Source organism: Paracoccus marcusii (genome assembly GCF_006151785.1).
Taxonomy (GTDB): Bacteria; Pseudomonadota; Alphaproteobacteria; order Rhodobacterales; family Rhodobacteraceae; genus Paracoccus; species Paracoccus marcusii.
Map to the genome: position 1 here is coordinate 1 of NZ_VDDD01000180.1, position 5745 is coordinate 5745.

Consider the following 5745-nt stretch of genomic DNA (forward strand, 5'->3'; position numbering starts at 1 on the left):
AGCCCGATGGCCTACCTGATGAAGCCGCTGGCCGACTACTTCAATCGCGCGTTCCGCGAAAGCTGATCAGCGCCATCGAAGTGATCCGTCGTTAACGGAATCTCATTCAAAATGCGCGACGCTGACAAATAGTAGATCATAAGAGGGACAAATGGCGCTTTCGTCAGAATCGAATATTCTTACCGTCGGTCATAGCCTCGTCGGGCGGCAAATTCCCCACATGATGAACAGCATGGGAAATGAAGGAAAGACCGACTTCCAGGTCATTACCGGCGCACCGTTGCGTGTGAGTTGGAATGACCACGATCGTGTCCATGCGCAAGGTGTGGATTCCCACCAGGCCCTCGCCACCGGCAAATATGACGCACTCATCCTCACGGAAGCCGTTCCTCTGGAAACGAATGTCCAGTGGAACGACACCCCGGGTTACGCCCTCAAATTCCTTACTCTTGCCCATGCCACCAACCCCGGCATCCAGTCCTATCTCTATGAGACCTGGAACGGGTTCGACTTCTTCAACGGTGACCTGAAGGCTTGGCGGGCAAGCTTGGACCGTTTCAGCCCTATCTGGGAAGGCGTGGTCGACAAAGTAAATGCGGCACGACCGACTGGATCGAAAGAGATGCTGCTCGTTCCCGCCGGGCAAGCAATGGCCAACCTTTACGATGCTATCGAGGCCGGCAAGATCCCTGGCGTTTCTTCCATCAGGCACTTCTTTTCCGACGATATCCATCCGACAGACGCCGGCTATTACTTCGTGACGATGGTCCACCAGGCGACACTCTACGGTAAGGACCCTTCAGGCCTGCCGAATACCGTCTTCGGTGATTATGGCGCCTACCCGACCATCAATCCCATCATTGCAGCAAGCCTTCAGAAGCTGGCTTGGAAAACTGTGATGGAATATGATCGTGACGGCGTGAATGAGGGTGCCACTCCCGCACCAACGCCCACCCCTGTCCCGCCCGTCGACGAGCCTCAGACCGAAGAGCCAGAGGTCACACCTACACCCGATCCGACCCCCATTCCGACGCCTCCCGCCCAGAACGTCATCAACGGGAATGACAGCGCGAACACGCTGAACGGTACGTCCGGGAACGACAAGATCTACGGCTTCGGCGGTAACGACGTGATCGACGGCAAGGCCGGCGCTGACGAAATGCATGGCGGCACCGGAAATGATGTCTACTGGGTCGATAACGCCGGCGACCGCGTGATCGAACTGGCGGGCCAGGGTCATGACACGGTCCATTCGACCCGTGACTGGGTTCTCGGCGCCAATGTTGAGGACCTCTACCTGCGCACTGCGGCCAACACCCGTGGTGAGGGCAACAGCCTCGACAACCTGATCTCCGGCAACAGCGGCAACAATGGCTTGTTCGGAATGGCCGGAAACGACGTCCTTTTTGGAAACGAGGGCAACGATACGTTGGTCGGCGGTACCGGCAACGACACGCTTACCGGTGGGACCGGAAAAGATACTTTCCGTTTTTCTGCAGGCGACGGTCGCGACACGATCACGGACTTCGACGCCCGCACCGGAGAGATCCTCGACATCCGTGGATATGCGAACGTCACTGCGCTGATCAGCGAGAACGGCGGCACCCGGATCGTCCTGGGGACCAATGACAGCATCTTCCTGCAGGGCGTCGACAAGGCGATCCTGACACCCGCCAACTTCCTCTTCAACGGCGCCGTCCCGAAAGAGCTGAACGGCATGCAGGTCGGGCCCACGCCCGTTCCCGGCGCGATCAACGGGAATGACAGCGCGAACACGCTGAACGGTACGTCCGGGAACGACAAGATCTACGGCTTTGGCGGCAATGACATCATCGACGGCAAGGCCGGCGCTGACGAGATGCATGGCGGCACCGGGAACGACGTCTACTGGGTCGATAACGCCGGCGACCGCGTGATCGAACTGGCGGGCCAGGGTCATGACACGGTCCATTCGACCCGTAATTGGGTGCTCGGCGCCAATGTTGAGGACCTCTACCTGCGCACTGCGGCCAACACCCGTGGTGAGGGCAACAGCCTCGACAACCTGATCTCCGGCAACAGCGGCAACAATGGCTTGTTCGGAATGGCCGGAAACGACGTCCTTCTTGGAAACGAGGGCAACGATACGTTGGTCGGCGGTACCGGCAACGACACGCTTACCGGTGGAACCGGAAAAGATACTTTCCGTTTTTCTGCAGGCGACGGTCGCGACGTGATCACCGATTTCGACGCCAAGCTGGGAGAGCTCATCGATGTCCGCGGATACGCGGGTTATACCAATCTCGTCACTGAGACGGGTGGCACTCGCATGGTCTTCGAGGGCGGCGACAGCATCCTCTTTCAGGGCGTGGCGAAATCGGCCCTGACGGGCGTGAACTTCACCTTCAATGGCGTGTCACCCAAAAATTTGGCCGATGTCGGGCCGGTTTTTGCTCCTGCGCCCACCCCGCCGGCGTCGTCCGATGAATATGATCTGAGCCTCTACAAACTAGGCCAGAAAAGCACGCCTGACAGCTGGCTCATCTCGGAATGGGATGCGGGTCAGACGAACAACATGTCATGGTCGGCCAACAACGTCAGTGTTGCGGCAAACGGTGATGTGAGTCTTTCTCTGACCAAGGCCCCTGCCGGCTCTTCCAGACCCTATCTCGGAGCGGAGGTGCAGTCCAACGAGATTGCAACGACCGGCACTTGGAGCTGGACGGCCCAAGCCCCGGTCATGGCGCCAGGCGCAGTCTTCGGCATGTTCACCTACAAGGCGGACTGGAAGAACGATCCGTGGGTCGAGTTCGACTTTGAGTTCGTCGGCGGAGACACGACCAAAGTCCAACTCGCGATCCATATGGAGAACGCCAAGGGCGAGCACATGGTCCTGACCCCCGAGGCGCAGAAGCGGAGCATCATCGATCTCGGCTTCGACGCGTCGAAAGGGATGCACACCTACGAAGTGTCCGTGACCGAGAAGGATGCTACCTTCTATATCGACGGAAAGCAGGTTGCGAAATTTGGACCGGCCGACATGCAGGGCAATGTCTGGCAGATCGGTCCGATGGCGAGCTTCGTCGACTTATGGTCGGTCTCGTCCGGCCAGGAGGCATGGGCCGGAAAATGGACCGATCCCGGACGTCCGCTGGTGGCGATCATCGAGGGGGCCGACATCCGTCCCGCAGAGTTCGGAAGCGCGATTGAGGTAGTAAGCCCGCCAGTGGTGTTGATCCCAGACCCGATTGTCACCCCCAATGGCATAAATGGAGATGACAGCGCGAACACGCTGAACGGTACGTCCGGGAACGACAAGATCTACGGCTTCGGCGGCAACGACATCATCGACGGAAAGGCCGGCGCGGACGAGATGCATGGCGGCACCGGGAACGACGTCTACTGGGTCGATAACGCCGGTGACCGCGTGATCGAACTGGCGGGCCAGGGTCATGACACGGTCCATTCGACCCGTGACTGGGTTCTCAGCGCCAATGTTGAGGACCTCTACCTGCGCACTGCGGCCAACACCCGTGGTGAGGGCAACAGCCTCGACAACCTGATCTCCGGCAACAGCGGCAACAACGGCTTGTTCGGAATGGCCGGAAACGACGTCCTTCTCGGAAACGAGGGCAACGATACGTTGGTCGGGGGCACTGGAAACGACACGCTTACCGGTGGGACCGGAAAAGATACTTTCCGTTTTTCTGTAGGCGACGGTCGCGACACGATCACGGACTTCGACGCCCGCGCCGGAGAGATCCTTGACATCCGTGGATATGCGAACGTCACCGCGCTGATCAGCGAGAACGGCGGCACCCGGATCGTCCTGGGGACCAATGACAGCATCTTCCTGCAGGGCGTCGACAAGGCGATCCTGACACCCGCCAACTTCCTCTTCAACGGCGCCGTCCCGAAAGAGCTGAACGGCACACCGCCCACGGTTACGCCTGCGCCCCTTCCCACACCAATACCACCGGCAGCCGATATCAATGAAATAAGAGGTTCGAATGCCGACGATACAATGCGGGGCACGACACAATCAGACATAGTCTGGGGTCTTGAAGGGCTAGATACATTCTACTGGCAGCCGGGGGTGGGCAACGATACCTACCATGGCGGCACCGGGACAGAGCGGTACGATGCTAATCCCTATACACCTGGTAATCCTGGCGGCGACAGGTTGATTCTGGACGGTTCGGCCGGTCTGCGCATCGACATGCACTCGACAGATAGTGGCAGCGTTCAGAGCAGGAATGACCGCCTGGAATTCACGGGTATTGAGCGTATTTTTGGTACCACCGGCGACGACGTTGTCGTGGCGACAAATGCGACGGTAAATAGTTCCGGTGGAAGTGTACCCGCCCACGGTCTGTCGATCTTTACCGGTGCAGGAAATGACCGGATCTCAGGATCGCAGTTTGACGATGTCATTGATGGCGGCTCGGGCAACGATACCATCAACGGCGATGGCGGGAATGATTTCATCCACTCCAGTACCGGCAATGATCTGATTTATGGCGGCGCCGGTAACGAAAACATCCGATGGGGTAACGGTGATGCAAACCACAACCCCGGTAATGATACGATCGACGGCGGCTCAGGAAACGACCTGATCAACATCTGGATCAAACGCGGCGACATCTACTCCAACAATGACACTGTTGGCATCGAGGGTGTCCGTGTCACGGTTGATCGTGTCCTGTCTGACGGAGCGTTTTCAGGCAATGCCAGCACCAGTATCGGCGGGACCGCGACACTGCGCTTCGACAACTTCGAACTTGGCTGGACGCATGCAGGCAACGACGTCATCGACGCGTCGGGCGCTGTGATCTCAAGTTCCGGGGCTGGCGTAAACTTCAACACGCGATGGGGTCACGATAGGTTGGTGGGCAGCCGAGGCAACGATACTTTGGACGGGTCAATGGGCCGTGATACTGTGCAGGGTGGCCAAGGAGATGACCGCATCTGGATTGGAGACGGGCACAATGGCGACGGGGCAAGCGACGTGCTTATATTGCGGGCTGGTGATGGTGCCGATATCGTCTACGGATTCGAGAGTAGCCGCGATACCCTGGACCTCGGTGGAAGGAGTTACAGCGCCACAGAGGTCCGTGATGGAACGCTTCTCAATTTCGGTAGCGGTGACTCAGTTCTCTTAAACGGGGTCTTCGACTTTATCTAAAGTGGCTTGGGCGTCGGAAAAATGGTTATAAACCGACGCCCTTTCATACTAGGGTCAGGATTCATAACAAACAGATGACGGTTGCTGCGAGAGCGATGGCCGAGAGGAAGACCTTCTGACATCTGTCGTATCGAGTTGCCACGCACATTTAATCCTTGAGCCTGCCGAACATGATCTCGATGCGACTTCGCCGCTTGTAGCGTCGCTTATCATATTGGACCAGCGTCTTGCGTTGCTTCCGACTAGGGATGCAAGCGCGTATCCCTTTGTCTTGCAACGCTCTCTCAATCAGTCAGCATCATAACCACGATCGCCAAGCAGCCATTCGACGTTTGGCAAGCCGCTGAGCAGCGCCCGTGCGCCGATATAGTCGCTCACCTGTCCGGCGGTGATGAACAGGTCGAGCGGTCGTCCCCGGCTGTCGAAAATGGCGTGCAGCTTGGTATTCATGCCGCCCTTGGTGCGGCCGATCAGGCGTCCACGCACCCCTCTTTTACGGCCATACTGATGGTCTGCCCCCTGAAAAGTGGTCCTCCCTAAGGTATGGCTTTTGAGCCATTTGGAGGATGCAGGAATGCCCC

At 58.3% G+C, this 5745-nt stretch carries 1 protein-coding gene and 1 pseudogene; one reads left to right on the top strand and one right to left on the bottom strand.

Annotated elements, in window-relative coordinates; translation table 11 throughout:
- Positions 1–223 precede the first annotated feature (223 nt).
- Positions 224–5164, top strand: a complete 4941-nt coding sequence (locus tag FHD68_RS17445) for a family 16 glycosylhydrolase (protein ID WP_208863806.1) — start codon at positions 224–226, stop codon at positions 5162–5164.
- A 61-nt stretch (positions 5165–5225) separates the two neighbouring features.
- Here the strand turns inward: FHD68_RS17445 and FHD68_RS17450 are convergent.
- Positions 5226–5659: pseudogene (locus FHD68_RS17450) on the bottom strand (IS5 family transposase); the annotation flags it as partial.
- Between the last annotated feature and the right edge of the window lie 86 nt (positions 5660–5745).

Excerpts from the sequence above, each read along its gene's own strand:
- FHD68_RS17445 (WP_208863806.1), top strand. The coding sequence starts at position 224 with ATGAACAGCATGGGAAATGAAGGAAAGACCGACTTCCAGGTCATTACC.